The sequence below is a fragment of the Micromonospora lacuserhaii genome, assembly GCF_036902735.1.
Classification (GTDB): Bacteria; Actinomycetota; Actinomycetes; order Mycobacteriales; family Micromonosporaceae; genus Micromonospora.
Genome location: NZ_JBAKHO010000053.1, coordinates 1 through 25,187, shown reverse-complemented (window position 1 = coordinate 25,187; position 25,187 = coordinate 1). Strand labels below are relative to the sequence as shown.

Sequence of the window (25,187 nt, the reverse complement as noted above, 5' to 3'; positions counted from 1 at the left end):
GGGAGGCGCTGCATGAAGAACCGACCCCGTGGCGGTCTGGGTCGAGGACTCGGAGCGCTGATCCCCACCGGGCCGGTGCAGGAGGCAACCGACACGGCCCCCGCGCCGGCCGTGTCGGCGGACGCCGTACTGCCGACGACCGAGGCGCCCGTCGAGGCCGCGCCGGCACCGGTGACCCCGGTGCAGCCCGAGCCGCAGTTGAGCCCGGTGCCCGGAGCCCGCTTCGCCGAGATCCCGGTCGACGCGATCGTGCCGAATCCGAAGCAGCCCCGGCAGGTCTTCGATGAGGATGCGCTGGAGGAGCTGAAGACCTCCATCCAGGAGGTCGGCTTCCTCCAGCCGATCGTCGTCCGCCAGCTCGACGACGAGAAGTACGAACTCGTCATGGGCGAGCGGCGATGGCGGGCCGCCCAGGCCGTCGGCCGGGAGAACATCCCGGCGATCGTCCGGGACACCAAGGACGACGCGATGCTCCGGGACGCGCTCCTGGAGAACATCCACCGGGCGAACCTCAACCCGCTGGAGGAGGCGGCCGCGTACCAGCAACTGCTGGAGGAGTTCGGCGCCACCCACGAGGAACTGGCCCGGCGGATCGGGCGTAGCCGGCCGCAGATCTCGAACACCATCCGCCTGCTCAACCTGCCGGCGCAGGTACAGCGGCGGGTCGCCGCCGGCGTGCTCTCCGCCGGCCATGCCCGCGCGCTGCTCAGCCTCGACGAGGCGGAGGCGCAGGAGCAGCTCGCCCTGCGGATCGTCGCCGAGGGGCTCTCGGTCCGGGCGACCGAGGAGATCGTGGCCCTGGCCCTGAGCGACGGGCCGGCGAAGACCGCGGCCGCGAAGCGTCGGCCCAAGCCGCACGCCCCTGCGCTCACCGATCTGGCCGATCGGCTCTCCAACCGCTTCGACACCCGGGTGAAGGTCGACATCGGGCGGAGCAAGGGCAAGATCACCATCGAGTTCGCCACGGTCGACGACCTTGAGCGGATCGTGGGCATCATCGGGGTCGAGCAGGAGGAGCCCGAAGACTGAGCCGGTCCCGTCCGGCATCACCGGCCGCGCACCCTCTCGGGTACGCGGCCGGTCCGCATGTCAGGCCTTGGATCCCGTCGGTGGGTGGGCCTGTCGGCATCCGTTCGGAAGCTCCTGGACCGTCCCGCGCTCGTTGGGGCGCGCGGTGGCCCTGGGTTCACCGCGCGCCCAGCCTGCTGGCCCGCTGTGGCGGTCCTCGATCGAGCTATCGGTGGACGGCGGGCGTCGGTGGCCGGCGGCTTTGCGGTCGGGTCCGCTGACGCGGGCCGCCGTGGTTCCGAGTTGGCCAGGTTGCTGGTCGCTGTGAGCCGCCAGGACGAGCCCGGTCGCTTGATCGTGGTCCTGGCCCGTGTTTCACGTGAAACGGCGCCTGCGTCACTCTCAGGGCGCGAGGGAGGCATCCTCGATCACCTGGAGAGCGGGAGTCAGCGGAGAAGCGCCCCGGCGCCGGGGCCGTTGCGGCCCATGACCGGGAGCATCACGTGCAGCTCGAAGTTGCCCTGGGACGTGTGCCGCCAGGCCGTTGGCTTGCAGGGTGTTGCTCGACCTTTGTGGTGCCCGTCCACCGGGGGCCGGGACGTCAGCTCCAGATTGAGCCGTGCCGCCCCCACGACGTTTCACGTGAACCCCAGGTGGACGGGACGAAAGAACGTCCGACTGACCCTCAGCCCGAGCGGAGTGGGTCACGGCGTGGAGACAGGTGTGGGGAGGGGTGAGGACCGAGGCGTGCGCGGCGGATCGGAGTAGTGCCACGTCGAACGACGTCATCGCGATCCGGCTGGTCTCCGTTTCACGTGGAACGGTCCCTCCTTCGCCGCCACCTGCACGCGTCCTCCACCAACCGGTGGTGTGGGTGTGGGCTTGTGATGGCTACCGCAGCGGGAGGCTTTCGCTGCCGTCTGCCCGGGCGGCCTCGGCGCGGGGCCGGCTCGGCGCGGGGCCGGCTCGGCACGGCCTGCGATCGGCTCTGTCGATCGCTGTGCGCACCGCGAGCCGCTTCGGCCTCTACAGGCTGGACTCGGCTTGGCTCAGTGGTTACCGAACCCCCTGTCGGGCACTAGCCTCTGTCGCGCCGCTGTGAAGCGCCGCCCGTCCGTGGGCCACGGCCGTCTGTGGGCGCCCCCACCTTCTGTGAGGCACCCACCTGTAGGCCGGCCCCGCCGTCTCGGTCACCCGTGACCCGTGGGGGCGGCGTCCGTCGTCTTCCGGCCCCCGCGTCTTCCGGCCCCCGCGTCTTCCGGCCCCCGCGTCTTCCGGCCCGCCGTCTCGCGGCCCCCGCCGTCTGTCGGGCTCCGCCGTCTGGCGGACGGCACCCGCCACCTCTCGGGGCACCTGCCCGTTCCACGTGAAACGAGGTCCCCATTGGGGTACCCCCTCCCGCCGTCATTAAGGAGAATCCAGGAAGCAGGCCGTGGCTTGCTCCGAGCCGGAGTTGGCGCCTGAGCGCTCCCCGCGGCCCATACCTCCGCCCCCTGGTTCACCTTCAACAGGATCGACCCCTGGTATTCGTACGGTGGAAAAACCTGGATCCCGGACAGCAGCCAACGCCCTCGCCGCTCGTTGGGAAGAGCGGGTCCGGAACCTCTGTGACTTCCGCTGTGGACGAGGTCAAAGTTATCCACAGCGGTTTTCCACAGGCACCGCCAGTTTCACGTGAAACAGCGCGTAGAACAGCGCTCTGACCTGTGGATGACGGGCTGTGGTGGTGATCTCATCAGCCTGTGGACAACCGCTCTCCGGGGCGTCTCGCGCGCCCTCGGTGACGGCACGGCCGGCCCGAAAACTCTTCGTGACCGCGGTCGATCGGGGTAGGGACACCGGTCGCCGACTCGGTTAGGGTCAGCGTCGTGCACGACACCCCTCCCTCAGTTCCGGACTTCACCCAGTGGCCGTCGTTTCCCTTCGAGGGCGATCTCCGCGTCAAGCACCTTGAGGACCCGGTCGCGGTCGAACCTCCCCGGAAGGGCGAGGGGCACCGGGAATGCACCGCCTGCAACGCCCCCGACGACGCCTACATCTGGGTGGGTGAGCGCTGGCGGGTACGCGCCATGGACCGCCCCACCGGGCTGCCGATGGTGCTGATCCTGGAGTCCCGCTCCCACCTCGACCTGGGCGACCTGCCCAACCTGCTCGCCGCCGAGCTGGGCGTCATGACGGTACGACTGGAAAAGGCCATCCGTTCGCTGGACGGAGTCGCTCGGGTCCACGTGAACCGCTGGGGGGACGGCTCCGCCCATCTGCACATGTGGTTCCTGGCCCGGCCGTACGGACGGCTCCAGCTGCGCGGCACCTTCCTCTCCCTCTGGGACTCCATCCTGCCGCCCATCTCCGAGTCGCAGTGGCGGGAGAACCTGGCCATGGTCGCCGCCTGGTTGGCCGAGTTCGGTGGCCGTCCGTTGGCGGAGCCGCCCCGGATCCAGTGGCAGGCGCCGTCCAGCATCGCCGCCCAGTCCTCGGCGGAGGCGAAGGCGGCCGAGGAAGAGCCGGTGTCGGTGATCGAAGCCGACGAGGAGATCCCGGTGCCGCCAGAGGACGAGGAGGAGCCCGACGCCGACGGGTCCGGCTCGCCGGTCGAGGACGACGACCCATCGGGCAACGACAGCGTGAGCGACGACGAGGACGCCGACGAGGACGTCGCCGCGGAGGTCGCTGAGCACCGGTAGCGACCTGTGTCGCGGGCTCGGCCGGTCACGACCATGGTCCGCCGCTGCCGACACCCATGCGGCGAGCAGGCGTCCCTCGGCGGCGGCGCGGACCACCTCGGGGCTCTCGCGGGGTGCCGGCAGCGGACGGGCGGCCTTCGCCGGGGGCACCGAACCACTATTCCCGGACAGGGAGCCGCGGATGGCGGCCCGGCCTGGAACGGCCGACGATGGCCCGACCGAAAACGGCCGATGGATCGTCAGGAACGGCCGACGACGGCCCGACCGAAACGACCGACGGATCGTCAGGAACGGCCGGCCACTCGTCGGTCAGGAGCGGTCCGGCGGGGCGCAGCACAGGAGCCACGCCGTGGGTGGAGGAAAGGTGACCCGGGTCAGGAGCGGCGGGCGGCGGCCCGGCTCACCAGTGCCCCGAGCACCCGCCCGAGGTCCAGCCCGGCCGCCTGGATCGCCAGCGGCAGCAGCGACGTCTCGGTCATCCCCGGCGAGACGTTGACCTCCAGCACGTGCGGCTGGCCGTCGGCGTCGACGATGAGGTCGACCCGGGAGAGGTCGCGCAGCCCGAGCGCGGTGTGTGCGGCCAGGGCCACCTCGGCGACGGTGCCGGCGACGGCCGGGTCCAGCCGGGCGGGGGCGTGCCAGGTGGTCCGCCCGGCGGTGTAGCGGGCCGCGTAGTCGTAGACGCCGTTGCGGGGCACGATCTCCACCGGCGGCAGGGCCTGCGGGCCCTGGCCGAGGTCGACGACGGAGACCGCCACGTCCATCCCGGGCACGTACCGCTCGACCAGCGCCGTCGAGTCGTACGCGAAGCAACCGACCATCGCGGCCGGGAGGGCCGCGGCGTCCCGGACCACGGCGGCGCCCAGGCCGGAACCGCCCTGGGTGGGCTTGACCATCAGCGGCAGCCCCAGCCGGTCCACGATCCGGTCCAGCACCGCCACCGCACCCAGCTCGGAGAAGCGGTCGTGCGGCAGAGCCACCCAGTCGGGCGTGGGGATGCCGTTCTCCCGCAGCACCGCCTTCGCCGACGGCTTGTCCCAGGCCAGCCGGGAGGCGCGGGCGTCGCAGCCGACGTAGGGCACGCCGCAGAGGTCGAGCACGCCGCGGAGGGAGCCGTCCTCGCCGGTGGCGCCGTGCAGCGCGATCACCACGGCGTCCGGCGGGTCGGCGGCGAGCGCGGGGAGCAGGGCGACGTCGGCGTCGCGGAGCTCCGCCTCCACCCCCACCGCGCGGAGCGCGTCGAGCACCCGCCGGCCGGACCGCAGCGACACGTCCCGCTCGTACGAGAGGCCGCCGGCGAGGACCAGCACGCGCGGGTCGGTCACGGGGTCGGCCAGGTCAGATCGCTCGTCGGAGGTGTGAGCCATGCCGGAATCATGCCAAGTCGGGGCCGGGGGCATCCGAGCCGCCCCGCCGCCGACCGGCCGGGCTGACCGCCCCGAAGACCTTGCGCATCGCGATGTCCTGCTCCATCACGCCGGCCAGCCGGCGCACACCCTCCCGGATGCGCTCCGGCGAGGGGAAGGAGAAGTTGAGCCGCATGTTCCCGGTGCCGGAGCCGTCCGCGTAGAAGCCGGTCCCCGGGACGTAGGCGACGCGGGCGGCGATGGCCCTGGGCATCATCGCCTTGGCGTCCAGCCCGTCCGGCAGGCTCGCCCAGACGAAAAGGCCGCCGGCCGGCGTGGTCCAGGTGGTGCCGGCCGGCATCAGGTCCTCCAGCGCGGTCAGCATCGCGTCCCGGCGCTCCCGGTAGACCTCGCGGTAGACCTTCAGCTGCTCGCGCCACGGCATGGTCGAGAGGTACGTCGCCACGGCTGCCTGGGCGTAGCCGCTCGGGCAGAGGATCTGCGCCTCGCTGGCGATCACCAGCTTGTCGCGGACCGCGTGCGGGGCCAGGATCCAGCCGACCCGCAGGCCCGGGGCGAAGGTCTTGGAGAACGTGCTCAGGTAGAAGACCCCGTGGCGGCGGCGGGCCCGCAGCGGCGCCGGCGCCTCACCCTCGAAACCCAGCTGACCGTACGGGTCGTCCTCGACCACGAGCAGGCCGGCGCGCTCGCAGATGTCGAGCACCCGCTCGCGCCGCTCCTCGCTCAGCGTCACGCCGGTCGGGTTCTGGTACGTCGGGATGGTGTAGAGGAACTTGACCCGGCGGCCGGCGCGGGCCAGGTCGGCGATCGCCACCTCCAGCGCCTCCGGGACGAGCCCGTCGTCGTCCATCGGCACGTGCACCACCTGGGCCTGGGCGGCCTGGAAGACCCCGAGCGCGCCGACGTACGTCGGGCCCTCGGCGAGCACCACGTCCCCCGGGTCCAGGAAGAGCCGGGCCACCAGGTCCAGCGCCTGCTGACCGCCGACGGTGACCACCACGTCCTCCGGTGAGGCGCCGCAGGACGCGTCGATGCCGGAGAGCGCCATCACCTCGCAGATCCGCTCACGCAGCTCCGGGGTGCCCTGGCCGATGCCGTACTGGAGGGTGGTGACGCCGTGCTCGGAGCCGAGCTTGCCCAGCATCTCGCCGACCGCGTCCAGCGGCAGCGCGGCGATGTAGGGCGCCCCGCCGGCGAGCGAGACGACCTCCGGCCGGCTGGCCACCGCGAAGAGCGCCCGGATCTCCGAGGCGGTCATCCCGCGGACCCGCCGGGCATACCGGTCGGTGTAGTCGTCGAGCGTCGTGCCGGTCATGACATCACCTCGTCGGGTGTCGGTCGGGCTACCGCCCGGTGTGGTACCCGCGGTGCCGGCGACCATGGCGGCGCGGGACGCCGGTCGCTCGATCGTAGTCCCCGCCGGCCACCCGCAGCCTGCTGGCGGGGAGGACGTCCACATCCCGGACCGGACGTACCCGGCTCGGGTGGGCGTTCGCGCGTCCCCTCCCGTACGGTCGGATGGCGGCGTACGATCGCTCGTCGGGGGCAGGAAAACGGCGGCGAGGTTCCGCGCTGGTCTCACCTCCGAGCCTATTGTGGGGATGCGCCAATGTCGCGACGTCTGGTCAGTCTGACCCTCGACACCCTGGAAGACCTGCCCCGATCGTGCCGGCAGTGCGTCTACTGGGAGCTCGATCCGGTCTCCGCCGAGCGGGCCTGCGCGGCCGGCGACCCGGGGCTGGAGAAGGAGGCGTGGGTCTCGCAGACCCTGCTGGAGTGGGGTTCCTGCGGCAAGCTCGCGTACGTAGACGGCATGCCGGCCGGTTTCGTCATGTTCGCCCCGCCGGCCTACGTCCCCCGCTCGATGGCCTTCCCCACGTCTCCGGTCTCCGCCGACGCGGCGCTGCTGATGACCGCCAACGTGGTGCCTGCCTTCGCCGGCGGCGGACTGGGCCGGATGCTCGTCCAGGGCGTGGCGCGGGACCTCACCAAGCGCGGGATCAAGGCGATCGAGGCGTTCGGCGACGCGAAGTTCGGTGACGACGCCGACAGCACCAGCCGGGCCTGCGTCGCCCCGGCCGACTTCTTCCTCTCGGTGGGCTTCAAGACCGTCCGGCCGCACCCCCGTTACCCCCGGCTGCGCCTGGAGCTGCGCACCGCGCTGAGCTGGAAGTCGGACGTCGAGTACGCGCTGGAGAAGCTGCTCGGCTCGATGAGCCCGGAGACGCTGCTCCGCCCGGTCCGCCCGGCCCCGGCCACCCGCTCCACCACCGGCTGAGCCGGCCGCTCAGTCGACCACCGCGCCGGCGGCTCAGTCGACCACCGCGCCGGCGGCCACCACCGCCCGCAGCTCGCTCACGTCGATCGAGCCGGTCGGCACGTCCCGCTCGATCGGGAAGAACATCCGCTGCACCGCCGCGACGATCGCCTCGACGACCTTGTCGCGGAACCGGGGGTCGACCAGCCGGGCCCGGTCGCCCGGCGAGGTGAGGTAGCCGACCTCGACGCGTACCGCCGGCATCCGGGTCAGCCGGAGCAGGTCCCAGGCTTTGGCGTGGGTACGGCAGTCCCGCAGCCCGGTGCGCGCCACGATCTCCCGCTGCACCAGCCCGGCCAGCCGCTCGCCGGTGGCCGACGTCACGCCGTTGTCGGTGCCGTAGTGGTACGTGGCCACCCCCTCGGCCTCCGGGTTGGCGTGCCCGTCGGTGTGCAGCGAGATGAAGACGTCGGCGCCGAGCGAGTTGGCCAGCTGCGCCCGGTCGGTGTCCGGCAGGCAGCTCTCCGGCGTCGGGCCCCGGGTGAGCTGCACCCGTACGCCGGCCGCGGCGAGCCGTCCCTCCAGCCGGCTGGCGAGGTCGTGCACCAGCTCCGCCTCGGTCCAGCGCAGCGACCCGTCGGGCACTACGACGCCCGGGTCGGTGCCGCCGTGGCCGGGGTCGATCACCACCGTCCGGCCGACCAGGGTGGGCCCGGACTGCCGGATCGCGTCGGACTCGCGCAGCCACTGCGGGCGTCCGCCGACCACCTTACGGCCGAGCCGGCGGAGCGCGCCCATGGTGTGTGGGCCGCAGGAGCCGTCCGGCTTCAACCCCACCTCGCGTTGGAACTGGGCCACCGCGCGGGAGGTACGGATGCCGTAGATGGCGTCGGCGCGGCCGACGTCGTACCCCATCTCCAGCAGGCGTTCCTGCAACGACCGGACGTCCTCGCCGGTGAGCGGCTCGGGGACGGCGTGGTAGAGGGTGCGGGCGCCGAGGCGCCAGCGGGCCGCGTCCAGGGCGCGCCACGTCTCGGCGCCGACCCGACCGTCGACGCTGAGGCCCCGGGACTGCTGGAAGGCCCGTACGGCGCGTTCGGTGTCGGCGTCGAACTCGTCGGCGGCGGCGGACGACGGCAGCAGCTCCAGGCCGGTGAGGACCGTGCGGATCTCCGTGACCGCGGGCCCCTGGTCACCGGGTCGGATCGGACGCACGCACGACCCCCTCTGCACAAATGCTGGCTGGCGGGCGTCACGGTCCTGAAGACCGGACCTCCGACGGGTGCTCTACCTAGCGGACGCCTACGGAGCGTACCGTGACCGATTGCTCTGGGTGCCGGAGTTCGTGCAGGTCAGGTCAGGCCCGCAAGAGACGGAACCCCGCACCCGGAGATCGGGTGCGGGGTTCCGGGGGTACGACGGGCTTACAGCGCCGACTCGATGAGCCGGACCAGCTCGCCCTTCGGCTTGGCGCCGGCGATCGACTGCACCGGCTCGCCGTTCTTGAAGATGGTGAGGGTCGGCACGGACATCACCCGGTACGCACGGGCGGTCTCCGGGTTCTCGTCGATGTTGAGCTTGACGATGGTGACCTGGTCGGCCATCTCGCCCGCGATCTCCTCGAGCAGCGGCGATACCTTGCGGCACGGCCCGCACCACTCGGCCCAGAAGTCCACCAGTACCGGCTTGTCGGACTTCAGCACGTCGGTGGCGAAGTTCGCGTCGGTGACGACCTTTGTTGCTCCCACTATGACCCTCCTCCGGGACTACGTTCCTGTTGTTCAGCCGCTGATCGTGGCGATGAAGCGCTCGGCGTCCAGGGCGGCGGCACAGCCGGTGCCGGCCGCCGTGATCGCCTGCCGGTAGGTGTGGTCCACGACGTCACCGGCGGCGAACACACCCGGCACGCTGGTCCGGGTGCTGGGCGCCTGGACCTTGACGTACCCCTCGTCGTCCAGTTCCACCTGTCCGCGGAAGAGCTCGCTGCGCGGGTCGTGGCCGATCGCCACGAAGACGCCGGTCACGTCCAGCACCTTGGTCTCGCCGGTGTGTACGTTGCGCACCCGGACCCCGCTGACCTTGCCGTCGTCGCCGAGGATCTCCTCGACGGTGGTGTTCCACTCGACCTTGATCTTGTCATTGCTCAGCGCGCGCCCGGCCATGATCTTGCTGGCCCGGAACGAGTCGCGCCGGTGGATGATGGTGACCGACTCGGCGAAGCGGGTGAGGAAGCTCGCCTCCTCCATCGCGGAGTCACCGCCGCCGACCACCACGATGTGCTGGTTGCGGAAGAAGAAGCCGTCACAGGTCGCGCAGGACGACACGCCGTGGCCCAGGTACTCCTGCTCGCCGGGGACGCCCAGCGGCCGCCACGCCGAGCCGGTGGAGAGGATGACGGCCCTCGCCCGGTAGGCGGTCTGACCGACCCACACCGTGCTGACCGCGTCCGAACCGATCATCCCGGTGTCGTTCAGCTCCACCCGGGTGACGTCGTCGGTGAGGAACTCCGCGCCGAACCGCTCGGCCTGCTTGCGCATGTTGTCCATCAGCTCGGGGCCGAGGATGCCGTCGGCGAAACCGGGGAAGTTCTCCACCTCGGTCGTCGTCATCAGCGCGCCGCCTGACTGCACACCCTCGATGATGAGGGGCTTGAGGTTGGCGCGCGCGGCATAGACCGCCGCCGTGTAGCCGGCCGGCCCGGAGCCGATGATGATCAGGTTGCGGACCTCGTCCACTGCCGTCTCCCGATGTGTGTGTTCGGCACCGGCATGCGCACCGATGTCGATCCGAGTGCCGGCGGCTCAGCGACGCCGGCAACTGACCTACAGAACGTCATCGTACGAAGTGGGGATTCCCGGGCCGGTCACCCGGTGGGTCACGTCACGCGCCGGCGGACGGCCGGTGACCGCGCCCTCACCCTACCCGCGTCCGGTAGCGGGTGTCCGCGCCGGATCCCGGGACGCCGCACTCGGCGCCGCTCACCCACGCCCACCGTTCCCCGGCCGGGTCGGCGAAGCGGACCACGAGCGCCGGCTCGCCCTCGAACGCGGCGTAGTCGACCAGGTCGACGGTGACCGGCCCGCGGGCGTGCGCGGCGGCGATCTCGTCGAGGCAGGCACCCAGTGCCGAGCGGTCGGTGAGTCGGTCCAGCCGGCCGGCCGTCGACCGCTGCTTCTCCGATCCCGCGGTCGACCCGTCGCCCGGCTGGAGGTTCGGCGCCAGGCTGGCGACGCGGGGGGCTGCGGAGCCGCCGGCGAGGGTCTGCGGCGTCCAGTCGGTGCCGCTGCGCTCCGGGTCGCCGGCGAACCGGAACGATGCCCCGGCTTCGCCGGACGCGGGGGCGGCCGCGGTCGTGTCGGCAGCGTCGTCGGTGGACCGGTCGACGAGTTGGCCGACCCCCAGGCCGACCGCGGCGAGCGACGCTGCGGCGAGCGCGACCGGGCCCGCCAGCCGCGTCCAGCGCCGACGCCGCCGGCCGGGACCGGACGGGTCGGGTCGGGCCTCGCCGGGCCCTCCGGTACGTCGTACCGGCCCGGTGGCCTGCGTCGGCACGACGGCCGGACCGGCCCGGCCGGGCGACCCGGGAGCGGCGGCATCCGTCCCGTCACCGGCTTCCGGGCCGCCGGGGCGGCGCTCCGACCGGTGGGCCGTCGTCGTCGTGTCGGTGGCGGCGGTCGCGGCGGTCGGGACCTCGTCGACTGCCGGGACGGCCGGACCTGCACCGGCGAGCGCGGCGGTGAGCCGGTCCAGTACCGCCAGCGGCATCTCGGGGGCAGGCTCGCCCCAGCCGGCCAGGTCGGCGTTGACCCGCGCGACGGCGGGCACCAGGGTGGCGTACGCGTCGGCCCACGCCGGGTCCGACCCGACGAGCCGGGCGACGGTGGTCTCCTCCGGGGTGCCGTCCAGCGCGCCGCCGACGTAGTCGGCGAGCAGGTCGTGGTCGACCTCCCTGAACTCCCGGGCCGTCACGTCTCCTCCTGGTGGGCGTCCCGCCGGGATCGCCCCGACCCTGATCGGACGCCCTCGGCCCGCTCCCGGTTCCCGGGGGTGACGCCGGGCACGTCCACCGCGTCGGACAGCTCCCGTCCAGGGCCCTCCGCCGCGCCGGTACGCAGGTGCCCGAGCAGACCGGCCAGCCGGGCCCGCCCCCGGGCGCAGCGGCTCTTGACCGTCCCCTCGGCCACGCCGAGGATCCGGGCCACCTCGGCGACCGGGTAGCCCTGCACGTCCACCAGCACCAGCGCGGCCCGCTGCTCGATCGGCAGGGCGGCCAGGGCCTGGCGTACCACCAGCGCGGTGTCGTGGTCGGGGGCCGGCGCGGCGGGCTCCACACCGCCCCGTCCGCCGTCCTCGGTGCGGGTGCCGTCCGGCAGCGGGACCGTCGGGTGGGCCTGGCGCCGGCGGATCCGGTCCAGGCAGGCGTTCACCACGATCCGGTGCAGCCAGGTGGTGACGGCCGAGTCACCGCGGAACCGGGCGGCGGCGCGGTGGGCGGAGAGCAGTGCGTCCTGGAGGGCGTCGGCGGCCTCCTCGCGGTCGCCCAGGGTCCGCAGCGCGACCGCCCAGAGGCGGTCGCGGTGCCGGTGGAACAGCTCGGTGAAGGCGTCCCGGTCCCCGGCGACGTGGGCGCGGAGCAGGTCCACGTCGGTGGCCTCGGCCAGCGGAACCGGTCGCGGTGGCACCACCGGCACCGAGTCGCCGGCCGCCGGATCGGGCGTACGCCCGCCGCGACCGGCCATCACCACGTCCGTCGGAAGCGGTGCCGGGGTCGCGGCAGGCGGCTCACGACCCCTGGACCGTGATTTCCTGGACGCCGAGCTTCCAGCCGTCTCCGCCGTCCTTCTCCGGCAGCTCGGTGATCCAGAAGAGCAGGTAGCGGTACTTCTTGTCGGCGTCGAAGCCGTTGAAGGTCATCTTGGAGCCGTCGTGCCCCTCGAACGGCTGCCCGATCCGGGTCGTGTAGGCGGCCTTCAGCTGCTTGTCACCGGCGGAGCTAGCCGGAAACTCGGCGTCACCGGCGAGCAGCTCGGCGGAGGCCCCGGTAGACGAGAGGACCGCCTGCACCGACTTGACCGTGTGCGGCGCGCCCAGGTCGATCCAGATGCCCATGCCGTGCTTCAGGCCGCCGAACTTGCCGTTGTTCCGGTAGCTCTGGGTCTCCCAGCCCTTGTCCTCGTCGCCGTCGATCACCTTCTCGGCGTCGCGCACCTCTGCGCGGTCCCGGCTGTCCGGGTCGATGATCCGGACGTCCTCGACGGCGAGGGGGCGGACCGGCGTGGCGGCGGCCGGGGTGGGCTCGCCGGCTGCGGGGGTGCTGTTCGACGGGCGGGCCACCGGCTCGGTCTTCGGGGACTTGTCATCACCGCCCAGCGCGCTGATCCCGATGAGCAGCCCGACCAGGGCCACCGCGAGCAGACCGGCGATGCCGATCGCGACCTTGCGGCCGCCCGCCGCGGCCAGCGGCGACGGTTCGTCGCCGGGGTCGGCGGTGAAGCGCAGCGTGCCGTGGTCGAGGAAGTGTTCGTCGGCCGGCACGTCGAGCCGGGCCAGCTCGGCGGCGAGCACGTCCGACGACGGCGAATGGATCTCGGCGTCGAGCAGATCCATCGTCAGGTCGTCGAGGTAGGCGGGCACCCCCGCGCGGACCTGCCGGGGCGCGGCGATGGCGCCGCTGCCGTCGCGGACGGCGTCCGGGATGGCGGCCCGACCGTGGCCGGCGGTGGCGCCGTGCAGCGGGGCCTCGGCGTGCGGCCAGTGGCCGGTCAGCGCGAAGTAGAGCAGGCCGCCGACCGCCCGGATGTCGTTCTCCTGACTGTCCGCGCCGTCGGTGCGCGCGTCGGCGAGGACCACCCGACCGTCGTCGCTGATCATGACCGTGCCGGGGTGGACGTTCCCGTGCACCATGCCGGTGGCGTGCACCGCGGCGAGCGCGCTGGCCACCGCGTTGCCGATGGCCGTCGCGCGGGCCGGGTCGAGCGGACCGTCGGCGACCAGCTCGCGCAGGGAGTGGCCGTCGACCCACTCGCGGACCACGTACGCCCGGTCGTCCTCGTCGATCGCGTCGTAGACGCCGACCAGGTTGGGGTGGATGACGCGGCTGGCCGCCACGGCGGCCTGGAGCATCTCGGTGGCCAGCTCGCCGCCCGGGTAGCGCAGCACGACCGCGACCGGCCGGCGCAGGATGACGTCGACGCCGCGCCAGACCAACCGGCCGGCGCTGTCGTTGTTGATGTGCTCGACCAGCTCGTACCGCTCGGCGAGGATCTCGCCGGCCGTGGGAGCACCGAAGGTCATGACGGGCGGAGCAGTCTCCTCCGCCTCCTGACCCTCGCCGACCTGGGTCACCAGTCCTCCCTCGGTGATCGTGTCGATCGATGGATCCACGCTGCTGGGCATGTGGCTTCCCGCTCCGCCTTCGAAGGAACCGGCAATGGTGCCGACGCGGGCGCCGGCCGTCTGCCGTATCCGTCGAGAGCGACCTTACCCGGACTGCCCGTCATCCCGACATGTCATCTTCCCGCCGCGCCCGGCGGACCATCCGAATGCTGGGTAATTGTCCGGTTGTGGCCGTTCTCGCCCACGTTGCTGGCACATGTACTGGCCAATCTAGAGGTTCACCGCAAGCCTCCGGCGCCCGGGCCGGCCCGGCCGTCGACGACCGGCCACATCGGGTCAGGTTCCCCCCGAACGGCCGGCCATGCTCGTCCGTACGGTTGGTTGTCCACAGGCCGATTCGGTTGCTGACCGGGGAAACGCGGAGTTATCCACAGGCGTGTCCCCAGGCTGGTGATCCTCGTTCACACTGCGTGCCGACCGCCATCGGCCGGCCCCCGTCGCGCCCGACTCAGCGGCCGAGGCGCCGGCGGACCATCCCGACCACCTCGGTGATCTCGCCGATCCGCAGCACCATGGCCAGCCCGAGATAGGTCAGCCCGATCACCGCGCCACCGATCACCAGCTGGACCACCCCGGCCAGCCAGCTCAGGTCCGCCGGGTCGCCCGGCAGCAGGTTCACCACCACCAGGCCGACCACCGCTGCCCCGAGCGCGGCGACGACCACCTTGCCCATGGTGCGCATGATGCCGCCCAGCCCGATCCGGCCCACCTTGGGGCGGAGCAGCAGCGCCGAGATGACCGCCGCGGCCACGTACGAGATGGCATTGCCGAGCATCATGCCGGCTGCCGCGAACGTGGCCGAGAAGGCGATGAAGAGCCCCACCTGGAGCAGCACCCGCAGCGCCACCACCGGGATGTTGACCAGCGCCGGGGTGCGGGTGTCCGGCAGGGCGTAGAAGGCGAAGGTGAAGAGCTGGCTGATCGCGAACGGGACCAGGCCCACCGCGGCGACCAGCAGCACGGTGGAGGTGGCCACGGCGTCGTCGCCGCTGAACGCGCCGTACCGGAAGACGACCACGGAGATCGGGCCGGCCAGCACCGCGTAGCAGACCGCGATCGGGGCGAGCACCGCGGTGACCATCCGGGTGCCTCGGGACAGGTCCGCGGTGACGTCCCGGAAGCGCCCGTCCGCGGCGGCGGCGCTCATCCGGGGCATCAGCGCGGTGATGATCGAGACGGCGATGATGCCGTGCGCCATCATCAGCAGCAGGAAGACGTTGTTGTAGATCAGGATGCCGGCCCGCGTCTCGCCGTCGCCGTTCTTGCCGGCTGCCCGGGTGAGCAGGTTGACCACCACGAAGAGGCCGAGCTGGTTGACCGCGACGTAGCAGAACATCCACGCGCCGAGCTTCGCCAGCTCACGCAGCCCCAGCTCGCGGAAGTCGAACCGCCACTTCCAGCGGAAGCCCACCTTGCGCAGCGCCGGCAGCAGGCCGGCGCTCTGCACCGCCACGCCGAGCAGGGTGCCGCCACCGACCAGCAGGATCCGCTCCCAGCCCAGCTGCCCGGGCTGGAGGGCCTTCGCCCCGTACACCAGGATGTAGAGGCCGAAGGTGCCGATGACCACCAGGTTGTTCAGGATCGGCGCCCACATCGGCGCGGCGAAGTGCCCCCGGGTGTTCAGCACCGCGGCGATCAGCGCGCTGAGGCCGGTGAAGAAGAGCATCGGCAGCATCAGGTAGGACAGGTTGGTGACCAGGCCCCGGTAGTCGTCGTCCTTGCCGCTGGCGTAGAGCAGGGTCAGCACCGGGGCGAGGATCACCGCGATCAGGGCGGCCGCCGCCAGCGCGATCACCGCCAGGGTGAGCAGCCGCTGGGCGTACGCCTCACCCTGGTCCGGGTCCGCCCGGCGGCGCCGGACCAGTACCGGGATCAGCACGCTGGTCAGCACCCCGCCGAGCAGGAACTCGTAGACCTGGTTCGGCAGGAACTGGGCGGTCGTGAAGGCGTCGCCGACCAGGCTGCCGAGCGCGGCGCCGATCATCAGGTTCCGGATGAACCCGGTACCCCGGCTGATCAGGCTGCCGACCGCCATCACCGCGCTGTTCGCCGCGGCACTGGTCTCGCCGACCACCTCCGGCGGCGGCGCGGTCGCCTCCACCGCCGGCTGGTTCAGCGGCTCGGCCGAGATGAACGTCGCCTCATCCGTCGGCGGAATGGCGCCGTCGGGCGTGGCGTTCGCGCTGCGGTAGAGCCCGCCGCTCATCTCCAGCCTCCAAGGGGTACGTCGGCGCCGGAGGACCGGTCCGCACGCTCAAGACCTTAGTCAACGGTCACCGCATACCCGCGCCCGGCGGACCAGATCCCGCCCCGGCCCGATAGGCTGGCGATCCCATGTCCGAAGCTGCCTCCGAATCCCACGCCGCCGACCGCCGCGAGCTCACCGCCGCGCAGCGCAACGCCGTCGCCGAGCTGCTCCGCGTCTCGCCGGTCGCCGACGAGCTCGGCCGCCGGTTCACCGACGCCGGGCACGAGTTGCACCTGGTGGGCGGATCGGTCCGCGACGCCCTGCTCGGCCGGCTCGGCGACGACCTCGACTTCTGCACCGACGCGCACCCCGACCAGACGCTGCGGATCCTCCGGGGCTGGGCCGAGTCGATCTGGGAGACCGGCCGGGAGTTCGGCACCATCGGGGCCCAGCACGACGGCCTGCGGCTGGAGATCACCACCTTTCGCGCCGAGGCGTACGACCAGGTCAGCCGGAACCCGATCGTGGTGTACGGCACCAACCTCACCGACGACCTGAAGCGCCGCGACTTCACCATCAACGCGATGGCGGTCAGCCTCCCGGACCACCGCTTCACCGACCCGTACGGCGGCCTGGACGACCTCGCCGCCAAGGTGGTCCGTACCCCGGGCACGCCGCGGGAGTCGTTCGGCGACGACCCGCTGCGGATGCTGCGCGCGGCCCGGTTCGCCGCGCAGCTCTGCTTCGCCGTCCACCCCGACGTGCGCGAGGCAATGGGCCGGATGGCCGCCGACCTGGACCGGATCACCGCCGAGCGGATCCGCGACGAGTTCACCAAGCTGCTCTGCGGCGCCGACCCGATCACCGGGCTGCGGTTGTTGGTCGACACCGGGCTGGCCGAGCGCTTCCTGCCGGAGCTGACCGGGCTCAAGCTGGAGATCGACGAGCACGCTCAGCACAAGGACGTCTACGAGCACACCCTCACCGTGGTCAGCAACGCGGTGTCGTACGAGACCGACGGCCGCGACTTCGTGCTCCGGATGGCCGCGCTCATGCACGACGTCGGCAAGCCGGCCACCAAGGCGGTCGGTGCGGACGGCCGGGTCAGCTTCCACCACCATGAGGTGGTCGGCGCCCGGCTCACCAAGGCCCGGATGAAGGCCATGCGGTACCCGAAGGACGTCACCTCGCAGGTCACCAGGCTGGTCGGCCTGCACCTGCGCTTCTACGGCTACGGCCGGGGCGAGTGGACCGACTCGGCGGTGCGCCGGTACGTCACCGACGCCGAGGACCTGCTGCCCCGGCTGCACAAGCTGACCCGCTCGGACTGCACCACCCGCAACCGGCGCAAGGCGGCCCAGCTCGCGGCCGACTACGACGCGCTGGAGGAGCGGATCGCCCGGATCGCCGCCGAGGAGGACCTGGCCCGGGTCCGCCCCGACCTGGACGGCAACGCGATCATGAAGCTGCTCGGCGTACCGCCGGGTCCACTGGTCGGTCGGGCCTGGCAGTACCTCAAGGAGTTGCGCCTGGAGCGCGGCCCGCTGGACCGCGAAGAGGCGGAGGCGGCCCTGCTGAGCTGGGCCCGCCAGCAGGGCGTCGTCGAATAGGCCGAGGCGCCGCCCTCCCGGTGGGAGGACGGCGCCTCGGCCGTACGTGATCAGTGGGTCTCGACGGCGCTCCCCTCGACCGGTGCCTTGCCGTTGCCGGTCGACGCCGAGCCGGCGGTCGACGCCGAGCCGAGCCGGGCCAGCAGCCCGGGCAGGTCGATGCCGGTGAGGTCGGAGCCGAGCTGGAGCCCCTGCGCCACGTTGCCGGCCACCGACCTCGTCAGCGAGGACGCCCCGTCGGTGGAGATGACGGTCATCTTGTCGATCGCGCCGATCGGGGCGCTGGCCGCCTCGACCACCTGCGGCAGCACCTTGACCAGCAGGTCCAGCACGGCGGCCTCGCCGTACGAGGCGAAGGCTTCGGCCTTGCGCGCCATCGCGTCCGCCTCGGCCTGCCCGCGGGCCAGGATGGCCGCGGCCTCGGCCTGACCCTCCCGCTCGACCGCCTCGGCGATCGCGGAGCGCCGGCGCTGCTCGGCCTCGCCCTCCTTGGCGCCCTCGATCGCGTTCGCCTCGGCCAGCGCGGCCCGGCGTGCCCGCTCACCCTCACCGGTGAGCCGGGCCTGCTCGGCCTCGGCCTGGGCGGCCGCGATGGTGGCCTGCCGCCGCGCGTCGGCGTTCAGCACCGCGGCGTTGCGCGCCGCCTCCGCCTCCTGCTCGACCTTGTACCGGGCCGCGTCGGCCGGCTTGCGCACCTCGGTGTCGAGCTGGCGCTGCTTGAGCTCGGCGTTGCGCTCGGCCACCTTCTGCTGCTCGGAGAGGATCGCCTGGTCCCGCTCGGCCTGGGCGAGCGGCCCGGCCGCCGCCGACCGCGCCTTGGCGGCGTCGATCTCGGCCTGGATGCCGGCCTGCTTGAGGGAGAGATTCCGGTTGGCCTCGGCGATCGCCTCCTCGGCGAGCAGCCGCTCCTGCTCGGCCTGCTGCCGGGCGCGGGCCTCGGCGATCGCCGCGTCCTTGAGCACCCGGGCCGCCTCCGGCCGCCCGAGGTCCTGGAGGTAGGAGCCCTCGGCCAGGATGTCCTGGAGCTGGAAGGTGTCCAGCACCAGCCCCTGGTTGGTCATCGAGTGCTCGGCCTCCTCGGCGACGGCGCTGGCGAAGGCCGCCCGGTCCCGGATGACCTCCTCGACGGTGAGCCGGCCGACGATCGAGCGGAGCGCGCCGGCGAGCACCTCCCGGGTGAAGTTGTCGATCTCGGCCTGCTGGTGCAGGAACCGCTGGGCGGCGGCCCGGATCGCGTCCTCGGTGCCGCCCACCTTGACGATCGCGACGCCGTGCAGGTCGGTGCGGATGCCCTGCTTGCTGACCGCACCCCGGATGCCCACGTCGATCCGCCGGCTGGACAGGTCGAGCGACTGGAGCTTCTGCACCACCGGCAGGACGAAGACCGAGGCGCCGAGCACGACCTTCTGACCGGACGTGTCGGTGGAGCGGCCCCCGTCGGCGGTCTGCGTGGTCCGGCCCTTCCGCCCGGTCACGATGAACGCCTCGTTGGGCCCGGCCACCTTGATCCGGGAGAGCACGAAGAGCACGAGGACGAGGACCAGGAGGACCGCGCCGCCGATGGCGATGACGAGGAACATGGGCAGACTTCCGTCTCTGCGAGGGGGTTCAGTAGGACTCGACGTGGACGCTGGTCTCGCTCAGCGCCTGGACCACGAAGATCCGCGCGCCGACCGGGATCGGGTGGTCGGCGCGGGCGTTGAGCTTCACCGGCTGGCCGGCGACGCGCACCCGCACCTCGCCGTAGCCGGTGGCGGGCACCGGGGTGACCACCAGGCCGATCGCGCCGACCAGGTCGTCGCGGGTGGGGGTGGCGTCGGTACGCATGTTCCGGGCCGCCCGGCTCAGTCGGGTCGCCAGCCACGCGGTCGGCACGGCGGCGAGGGCGCCGCCGGCCACCGCCGCCGCGATCATCCCCGGGGTACGCCCGCCCAGCAGTTCGTTGACGATCGCGGCGCCGAAGCCGAACGCGCCGAGGAAGCCGGCGACCGCCTCGACCGAGACCGGACCGTCGAGATCGGGGTGACCGAAGTGGAGGATTTCGGCGCCGAGCAGCGAGAGCGCCAGCACGGCGACACCCGCTCCACCGATGATCAGAAAGATGAGCGTCCCCGTGGCCACGACCTGCACGGTATCGACGTGCCGCAACCGTTCACCCGGTCATTTCGGCGCGATGGACACTGTCCGGTCGGTCAGTTCCGACCGGACCCACGATCCGGCGGGGTCACCCCCGGGGTTCGGCAGGTGTCGGAGCGGTCGGGAAGAATGGCGGCATGCGTTGGACCGTGCTCGACTCGCCGATCGGCGAGTTCTCCGTGGCCACCGACGCCGAGGCGGTCCGCGGCGCGCACTTCGGCCGGGTGGAGTCGGCGGCCGACCAGCCCGGTGACGCGCTGGCCCGGCGCGCGGTCGACGAGCTGCGGGCCTACTTCGCCGGCGAGCTGACCGAGTTCGGCGTACCGGTGGCGGTGCTCCGCGGGTCGGACTTCGAGCGGGCGGTGTGGCGGGAGATGACCCGCATCCCGTACGGGGAGACGCTGACCTACGGGGAGGTGGCCCGCCGGGTGGGTGACGCCGGCGCCGCGCGGGCGGTCGGGGTGGCCTGCAACCGCAACCCGATCCCGGTGATCGTCCCGTGTCACCGGATCGTCGGCGCCGGCGGAAAGCTGGTCGGGTTCGGCGGCGGGCTCCCGCGCAAGGTGCGGCTGCTGGAGTTGGAGGCCGGGGTGGCCCTGCGACGAGCCTGGTCCTGACTCCCGAAAAATAGCTGGTCGCCGACTGCAACCCGGCGACGCGGCGGCACGTTCCCTCGACATATGGAAGCCTCGATCACTTCGCGACCGCACGGGGGAACCACTGTGAGCAACGACCAGGACCAGACCGTCAACCGTCGCCGGCTGCTGCGCCGGGCCGGCACCGTCGCGGCCGGCATCGCCGGCACCGCCGCGGTGGGCGCCGCGACCGCCGCCCCGGCCCAGGCCGATCAGGGCCAGCCGGTGGTGCAGGGCGTCACCAACGACTCCGGCGGCTCCTCGACCACCGTGCAGAACGCCGTCGCCTCCAGCGCCGCGCTGCGGCTGGCGAACACCGCCACCGGCACCGACCCGCTCGGAAACACCACCGCCGGCCCTGCCCTGCGGCTTGCGCCCGCCGGGGACATCATCTCCGAGGACGCCGAGGTCGGCTCGGTGTCGATGAGCCAGGACGGCACGATCTGGGCGGTCACCGGCGCGGACGGGGACTACCGGTTCCGCGACTACCTGCGGACGGACCGCAACTCGAACAGCCTGGTGCCGGTCGTTCCGCAGCGGGTGATCGACACGCGGACGGCGGCCGGGCGGAACCGGATCATGAACCCCTCCGGCAACCTGGACAGCTCCGGTCGGCTGCTGGCCGGCAAGACCATCCAGGTCAGCCTGGAGGACTTCGTCTTCCTGGGCCAGGCCGTCTACGGCAACCTGACGGTGACCGGTCCGCTCCAGGCCGGCTTCGTGACGGTCTTCCCGTACCCGGGCGCGGTGCCGGCGGCCTCGACGATCAACTTCCAGGCCAACCAGACCCTGTCCAACTTCTTCCTCAGCGGGATCACCCCGCTCGGCGACTGGGTCGCCATCTACGCCCAGCGGACCACCCACGTGATCCTCGACGCGACCGCGTTCGTGGTCGCCTCCGGCCAGGTCAACCCGGCGATCCTGCCGGCCGACGGTGAACTGGCCGCGCAGGACCCGCGGGCGCGGATCGCCCGCCGGAGCAAGCCGTCCTGGGCGAAGTAGCGCCACGTACGTCACGAAGGGGCCGGGTCCGCGCGGACCCGGCCCCTTCGCCGTGATCGGCACCCGGCCTCGCCGTCGCCGGGCGTGGTCGTGGCGGACGGACCGATCGGTCGATGTGGCCTCCGTCGATTCCCGCCATCATCGACGGACGCCATCCGCGTCATCGATCACACGGGGGATCATCATGACCGAGAACGAGGACAGGGCCGTCGACCGCCGCCGCCTGCTGCGGCGGGCCGGCACCGTCGCCGCCGGCCTCGCCGGCACCGCCGCGGTGGGTGCCACGACGGCCGGCCCGGCCCAGGCCGCGCCGGGTGACCCGGTGCTCCAGGGCCAGGTCAACGAGGCCGGCGTCCCCAGCACGGTGCTGCGCAGTTCGAACCTCGCCTTCGCCACCCTGCGCGTGGAGAACACCAAGGTCGAGGAGCAGGACGGGGTGCGGTACGTGGGTCCGCAGCTCTGCCTCACGCCGGCCGGGGACCGCCCCTCGATCGGGGCCGAGATGGGCTCGCTCACCATGACGGAGGACGGCACGCTCTGGGCCGCGTCCGTCAACTACGGCGTCGAGACCTACTCGGCGTACGTGCGAACGGAGATCAACTCCAACAGCCTGGTGCCGATCGTCCCGCAGCGTGCGATCGACACCCGCACGTCGGCCGGACGGGCCCGGATCGCGAATCCGAGCGGCAACCTGGACAGCTCCGGTCGGCTGCTGGCCGGCAAGACTATCCAGATTCACCTGGAGGACTTCGCCTACGGCTTCGACGCCGTCTACGGCAACCTGACGGTGACCGGCGCGCTGCAGGGCGGCTTCGTGACCATCTTTCCGAAGCCGGGCCCGGTGCCGACGGCCGCGACGATCAACTTCCAGGCCAACCAGACCCTGTCCAACTTCTTCGTCAGCGGGGCCACCTACAGCACCTCCGGGCAGTGGATCTCGGTCTACGCCCAGCGGACCACCCACGTGATCATCGACCTCACCGCGTTCGCGGTCGCCGGTGGCGAGGTGAACCCGGCCATCCTGCCGGTCAGCGCCGGCCTGGCGCCGGAGGACGCCGGCACGCGGCTGGCCGCCCCGCCCAAGCCGTCCTGGGCCACGAAGTAGCACCTGGTACGCGACGAGGGGCCGGATCCGCACGGACCCGGCCCCTCGTCGGCGCTGATGTGTCAGCGGACCTAGCGCTCGATCTCGCCCTTGATGAAGGACTCGACGGCGGCGTGCGCGTCGTGGTCGGCGTACTGCACCGGCGGGGACTTCATGAAGTACGACGAGGCCGACAGGATCGGGCCACCGATCTTGCGGTCCAGGGCGATCTTCGCGGCCCGGACGGCGTCGATGATGACACCGGCCGAGTTCGGGGAGTCCCACACCTCGAGCTTGAGCTCGGCGTTGAGCGGGGTGTCACCGAAGGAGCGGCCCTCCAGGCGGATGTAGGCCCACTTGCGGTCGTCCAGCCACGGCACGTGGTCCGACGGGCCGATGTGCACGTCGCTCTTGCTCATCTCGTGCGGAATCTGGGAGGTGACCGACTGGGTCTTCGAGATCTTCTTCGAGACCAGGCGGGTGCGCTCCAGCATGTTCATGAAGTCCATGTTGCCGCCGAAGTTGAGCTGGTACGTGCGCAGCAACTCGACACCGCGGTCCTCGAAGAGCTTCGCCAGCGCGCGGTGCACGATGGTGGCGCCCACCTGGCTCTTGATGTCGTCGCCGACGATCGGCAGGCCCGCGTCCTCGAACTTCTTCGCCCACTCGGGGTCGGAGGCGATGAAGACCGGCAGGGCGTTCACGAACGCGCAACCGGCGTCGATGGCGGCCTGGGCGTAGAACTTGTCGGCCTGCTCGGAGCCGACCGGCAGGTAGGAGACGACCACGTCGACCTGCGCGTCGCGCAGCGCCTTGGCCACGTCGACCGGCTCGGCGTCCGACTCCTCGACGATCTCGCGGTAGTACTGACCCAGACCGTCGAAGGTCGGGCCGCGCTGCACGCTGACGCCGGTCGGCGGCACGTCGCAGAGCTTGATGGTGTTGTTCTCGCTGGCGACGATCGCCTCCGCGAGGTCCATGCCCACCTTCTTGGCGTCCACGTCGAACGCCGCGACAAACTCCACGTCCGATACGTGGTAGTCGCCGAAGGTGACGTGCATGAGACCCGGGACGCGGTCGTTCGGGTCGGCGTTGCGGTAGTACTCCACTCCCTGCACGAGGGACGAGGCGCAGTTACCCACACCGACGATGGCGACGCGGACGGAGCCCATAGCGTCTGCCTCCTTCTTCTTCATCACGGCCGCTCTTTCCTGGACGTTCCAGGCGGGGGCGGGCTGTTGTCTTCTCGTCGGCCGCCGGCCGTCCCGACTTGCGGGACTGTCGGGGCACGGCCGGAGCGCTCGTTGGCGATGAGCTCCTCCAGCCAGCGGACCTCGCGCTCACAGGCGTCGAGCCCGTGGCGTTGCAGTTCCAGGGTGTACGCGTCGAGGCGCTCGGCCGCGCGGCCCAGCACGTCACGAAGTCCTTCGCGACGCTCCTCGATCGTGCGGCGGCGACCCTCCAGGATGCGGAGTCGGGTCGCCTGGTCGGTCCGGGCGAAGAACGCGAAGTGCACGCCGAAGCCCGTGTCGTCGTACGTCTCGGGCCCGGCCTGCGCGATCAGCTGACCGAAGCGTTCCTTGCCCTCCGCGGTGATTTTGTAGACCACCCGACCTCGCCGGCTGGTCAGGGCGGGAACCTCCTCGGCGGACGCGGGTGTCCCGGCGGCTTCGGTGATCCAGCCCGCCGCCTGCAACCTGCGCAGGGTCGGGTAGAGCGACCCGTAGCTGATCGCCGCCCGGATCGCGCCGAGCTTGGCCGTGAGCTCCTTGCGGAGTTCGTAGCCGTGCATCGGAGACTCCTGCAGGAGGCCGAGGATGGCGAGCTCGAGCACGGGCCATCCCTTCCTACCCCCGGCACGCGTCGTTAACCGCCGCGATGTATCGGACCGATACATCGCACGTTAGTACCTCACCAACCATCAGGGCAAACCCTCGTTCCGCGCCGCTCTCCTCACGCATGGTGACGGTGGTCGCCTGACCCGTTCGGACCGCGTACCCTTCACCGCATGCGTACGCAGCGCCAGGTGGTCGACTACTCGCTCCGGAAGCGAGCGGTGCTGCGTGAGCTCCTGGCCGGCCGGGTCGGCACGTACGACGTCTGCGACGCCTCGCCGTACCTGAAGAACGCCGCCCGCTTCCACGGTGAGCCCACCGAGGAGCGCTGCCCGATCTGCCGGAGCGAGAACCTGACCCGCGTCCACTACATTTACGGCGACGAACTCCGCCAGTCCGCCGGCCAGGCGCGTACCTTGGCGGAGTTGCCCGCGTTGGCGATGACGCTGCGTGAGTTCCAGGTCTTCGTGGTGGAGGTGTGCCTCGGCTGCGACTGGAACCATCTCGTCGAGCAGTACCTGCTCGGCCGGGACGGGCTGGCCGAGGAGGGGTCCGAGTCGGGCCCGGTGGGCGGCGTGACCGCCCCCGGCGTCGGCACGAACCATGGGCGAAGGCGAGAGGCGCAACGGTGAACCTGGCTGGACCGGTCGTACCCGGTGCTGTGATCGACGGGCACCCCGACCGACAGCCTGGCAGCCCGATTGGCCCGATTAATACCGATAGCGCGGCGCGCGACGGATCCTTCGCGCGTGTGTCAACTCACGGCAACCCGGTGGTGGCGCCCCCGCGTCCCACCGCGACCGGCAGGGTGTGAGGAATGAACTCGTACGGCGATCCCAGTTCCCCGCGTGCGCGGGCCCAGGTACCGGGCGCGAACGGCGGCTCCGGACCGGGCGGCGACGACCCGTACCGCCGCCCGGCGGGTGAGGCACGCGGCGCCGCGCCGGCCGGGCGGGCGTCGGTCGGCTCGCCGACGGGCCGGGCC

Annotated in this window: 21 protein-coding genes; 8 read left to right on the top strand and 13 right to left on the bottom strand. The window is 72.1% G+C overall.

The window, feature by feature from the left end; genetic code table 11:
• Positions 1 to 12: 12 nt before the first annotated feature.
• Positions 13 to 1,029, top strand: coding sequence for a ParB/RepB/Spo0J family partition protein (locus V6U81_RS24290; protein ID WP_334492440.1), 1,017 nt, complete (start codon positions 13 to 15; stop codon positions 1,027 to 1,029).
• Between the two features lie 1,847 nt (positions 1,030 to 2,876).
• Entirely contained in the window at positions 2,877 to 3,692 is an 816-nt protein-coding gene (locus tag V6U81_RS24285; protein WP_334492438.1) for a hypothetical protein, read from the top strand.
• A gap of 374 nt (positions 3,693 to 4,066) precedes the next feature.
• Here the strand turns inward: V6U81_RS24285 and V6U81_RS24280 are convergent, their stop codons facing one another.
• Together V6U81_RS24280 and V6U81_RS24275 are read right to left on the bottom strand one after the other, a co-directional pair.
• A complete protein-coding gene (locus tag V6U81_RS24280) occupies positions 4,067 to 5,059 on the bottom strand; it encodes a D-alanine--D-alanine ligase family protein (RefSeq protein ID WP_334492436.1) in 993 nt (330 codons plus the stop codon).
• 7 nt (positions 5,060 to 5,066) lie between these two features.
• Complete coding sequence (locus V6U81_RS24275) at positions 5,067 to 6,374, bottom strand: aminotransferase-like domain-containing protein (protein WP_334492435.1); 1,308 nt, start codon at positions 6,372 to 6,374, stop codon at positions 5,067 to 5,069.
• Between the two features lie 294 nt (positions 6,375 to 6,668).
• Here V6U81_RS24275 and V6U81_RS24270 point away from each other — a divergent pair, with 294 nt between their 5' ends.
• Positions 6,669 to 7,337, top strand: coding sequence for a GNAT family N-acetyltransferase (locus V6U81_RS24270; protein ID WP_334492433.1), 669 nt, complete (start codon positions 6,669 to 6,671; stop codon positions 7,335 to 7,337).
• A gap of 33 nt (positions 7,338 to 7,370) precedes the next feature.
• Here the strand turns inward: V6U81_RS24270 and V6U81_RS24265 are convergent, their stop codons facing one another.
• The 7 genes from V6U81_RS24265 to murJ all read right to left on the bottom strand — a co-directional run bounded on the left by V6U81_RS24265 (position 7,371) and on the right by murJ (position 15,918).
• A complete protein-coding gene (locus tag V6U81_RS24265; RefSeq protein WP_334492431.1) occupies positions 7,371 to 8,531 on the bottom strand; it encodes an N-acetylmuramoyl-L-alanine amidase in 1,161 nt (386 codons plus the stop codon).
• A 209-nt stretch (positions 8,532 to 8,740) separates the two neighbouring features.
• Positions 8,741 to 9,064 (bottom strand): thioredoxin, encoded by a 324-nt coding sequence (gene trxA, locus V6U81_RS24260; RefSeq protein ID WP_334492429.1) that lies wholly within the window; start codon positions 9,062 to 9,064, stop codon positions 8,741 to 8,743.
• A gap of 33 nt (positions 9,065 to 9,097) precedes the next feature.
• Positions 9,098 to 10,051 carry a thioredoxin-disulfide reductase gene (trxB, locus tag V6U81_RS24255; protein ID WP_334492428.1) on the bottom strand — a complete coding sequence of 318 codons (954 nt, stop codon included), beginning with the start codon at positions 10,049 to 10,051 and terminating at the stop codon, positions 9,098 to 9,100.
• Between the two features lie 178 nt (positions 10,052 to 10,229).
• Positions 10,230 to 11,285, bottom strand: a complete 1,056-nt coding sequence (locus tag V6U81_RS24250) for a hypothetical protein (protein ID WP_334492426.1) — start codon at positions 11,283 to 11,285, stop codon at positions 10,230 to 10,232.
• Entirely contained in the window at positions 11,282 to 12,055 is a 774-nt protein-coding gene (gene sigM, locus V6U81_RS24245) for an RNA polymerase sigma factor SigM (RefSeq protein ID WP_334492424.1), read from the bottom strand. Before sigM ends, V6U81_RS24250 begins: the two co-directional genes overlap by 4 nt.
• A gap of 43 nt (positions 12,056 to 12,098) precedes the next feature.
• Positions 12,099 to 13,712 carry a protein kinase family protein gene (locus V6U81_RS24240; RefSeq protein WP_334492422.1) on the bottom strand — a complete coding sequence of 538 codons (1,614 nt, stop codon included), beginning with the start codon at positions 13,710 to 13,712 and terminating at the stop codon, positions 12,099 to 12,101.
• Positions 13,713 to 14,160: 448 nt separating this feature from the next.
• Positions 14,161 to 15,918: a murein biosynthesis integral membrane protein MurJ gene (gene murJ / locus V6U81_RS24235; RefSeq protein WP_334492420.1), complete on the bottom strand. Its 1,758-nt coding sequence runs from the start codon at positions 15,916 to 15,918 to the stop codon at positions 14,161 to 14,163.
• 128 nt (positions 15,919 to 16,046) lie between these two features.
• On the opposite strand from murJ, the gene V6U81_RS24230 reads away from it, so the two are divergent.
• Complete coding sequence (locus V6U81_RS24230; RefSeq protein ID WP_334492418.1) at positions 16,047 to 17,510, top strand: CCA tRNA nucleotidyltransferase; 1,464 nt, start codon at positions 16,047 to 16,049, stop codon at positions 17,508 to 17,510.
• A 50-nt stretch (positions 17,511 to 17,560) separates the two neighbouring features.
• On the opposite strand, the gene V6U81_RS24225 is transcribed toward V6U81_RS24230, so the two are convergent.
• Entirely contained in the window at positions 17,561 to 19,090 is a 1,530-nt protein-coding gene (locus V6U81_RS24225; RefSeq protein ID WP_334492416.1) for a flotillin family protein, read from the bottom strand.
• Positions 19,091 to 19,118: 28 nt separating this feature from the next.
• Complete coding sequence (locus V6U81_RS24220; RefSeq protein ID WP_334492457.1) at positions 19,119 to 19,640, bottom strand: hypothetical protein; 522 nt, start codon at positions 19,638 to 19,640, stop codon at positions 19,119 to 19,121.
• Positions 19,641 to 19,783: 143 nt separating this feature from the next.
• Here V6U81_RS24220 and V6U81_RS24215 point away from each other — a divergent pair, with 143 nt between their 5' ends.
• The 3 genes from V6U81_RS24215 to V6U81_RS24205 all read left to right on the top strand — a co-directional run bounded on the left by V6U81_RS24215 (position 19,784) and on the right by V6U81_RS24205 (position 22,388).
• The gene (locus tag V6U81_RS24215; protein ID WP_334492414.1) at positions 19,784 to 20,263 is read left to right on the top strand and encodes a methylated-DNA--[protein]-cysteine S-methyltransferase; all 480 of its coding nucleotides are present in this window, start codon (positions 19,784 to 19,786) and stop codon (positions 20,261 to 20,263) included.
• A gap of 105 nt (positions 20,264 to 20,368) precedes the next feature.
• Entirely contained in the window at positions 20,369 to 21,283 is a 915-nt protein-coding gene (locus V6U81_RS24210; RefSeq protein ID WP_334492413.1) for a hypothetical protein, read from the top strand.
• A gap of 184 nt (positions 21,284 to 21,467) precedes the next feature.
• A complete protein-coding gene (locus tag V6U81_RS24205; RefSeq protein WP_334492411.1) occupies positions 21,468 to 22,388 on the top strand; it encodes a hypothetical protein in 921 nt (306 codons plus the stop codon).
• A gap of 71 nt (positions 22,389 to 22,459) precedes the next feature.
• Here V6U81_RS24205 and V6U81_RS24200 read toward each other — a convergent pair whose 3' ends face one another.
• Both V6U81_RS24200 and V6U81_RS24195 read right to left on the bottom strand, forming a co-directional pair.
• The gene (locus V6U81_RS24200) at positions 22,460 to 23,539 is read right to left on the bottom strand and encodes an inositol-3-phosphate synthase (RefSeq protein WP_334492409.1); all 1,080 of its coding nucleotides are present in this window, start codon (positions 23,537 to 23,539) and stop codon (positions 22,460 to 22,462) included.
• Positions 23,540 to 23,562: 23 nt separating this feature from the next.
• Positions 23,563 to 24,201 (bottom strand): PadR family transcriptional regulator, encoded by a 639-nt coding sequence (locus V6U81_RS24195; protein ID WP_334492407.1) that lies wholly within the window; start codon positions 24,199 to 24,201, stop codon positions 23,563 to 23,565.
• 174 nt (positions 24,202 to 24,375) lie between these two features.
• On the opposite strand from V6U81_RS24195, the gene V6U81_RS24190 reads away from it, so the two are divergent.
• On the top strand, positions 24,376 to 24,834 hold the full coding sequence (locus V6U81_RS24190) for a DUF5318 domain-containing protein (RefSeq protein WP_334492406.1): 459 nt from the start codon (positions 24,376 to 24,378) through the stop codon (positions 24,832 to 24,834).
• The last annotated feature ends 353 nt before the right edge of the window (positions 24,835 to 25,187 follow it).